This window comes from Ruminococcus sporogenes, assembly GCF_054655175.1.
In genome coordinates, this window is the sequence record NZ_BAAHOA010000035.1 from 1 (window position 1) to 840 (window position 840).

General features: G+C 44.3%; 2 protein-coding genes. Both read right to left on the minus strand.

Annotated elements, in window-relative coordinates:
• Positions 1-323 (minus strand): DUF3852 domain-containing protein (locus ACYQ0N_RS15320; RefSeq protein ID WP_460163182.1); only part of this gene is annotated, 323 nt, incomplete at its 3' end.
• A gap of 11 nt (positions 324-334) precedes the next feature.
• The coding region (locus ACYQ0N_RS15325; protein WP_460163183.1) for a hypothetical protein at positions 335-840 on the minus strand (506 nt) is incomplete at its 5' end.

Sequence of the window (840 nt, forward strand, 5' to 3'; positions counted from 1 at the left end):
ACGATAGACCAGACGTAAAGCGGAGCGGTCAGTGAAAACAGCAGACAGCCGAAAATTATTGCCGGAGCCGTCCATTCGAACTGACCGTGCTTGCGGTAGTCCATGTACGCCAAAGAAAGCTTGGCAAAGAGCAGAATTGCCAGAACTACGTCTATCACAGGGAATACGACGTTGTTAACGATCGATTTTATCTGACTTTTTGCAGAGTACCATGTACTCTGCACAGCGCCTGCGACATCTCCGTCGGCGTATGCCGTTATACAGCAGAATACAGTCAGCAGGCATACGGAAATTAAAAGCGCGGTTATTTTCTTCTTTTTCATTTTTCCTCCATTCAGAACATTGAAAGCTGCAGATTTTCTTCCGGTTCTGCCATAGCCGCTTTTTCAGCGGTCCGTCTGAAGCTTTCAAGGTAATTGTCTGTATTTTCAAATCTGCGCATCGTTATGAGATCGTCTTCAGCTATTGCAGTACGCAGAGCTTTCGGGTAATTAATTACAACTAAAATATTCATATCTTTTATCTGGCGGTCGGACAGTTCCCTGATCCTTTCACGGAGATACAGCAGATTCTCATCCTGTTCCATGATCTCCAGAGAACTTCTTGCGTTTTCCCGTATTTCATCGGCTCTCGCCATATAGTCCCGATCTGTTTCCGGCGGCGTCTTGCAAAAATATATCTGAGGATAATCCTTTTCAGACATACCGCTTTCAATTTTATGCTTGAAATACAGAATATGATTTCTTACAAGATTCATATTGACTCCGTCTGAATAAGACGGATCGGAGCCGCCGTGTTCCTTTAAATACTCCCAGCGTTCAAAGGATTTCTCAAGCTCTG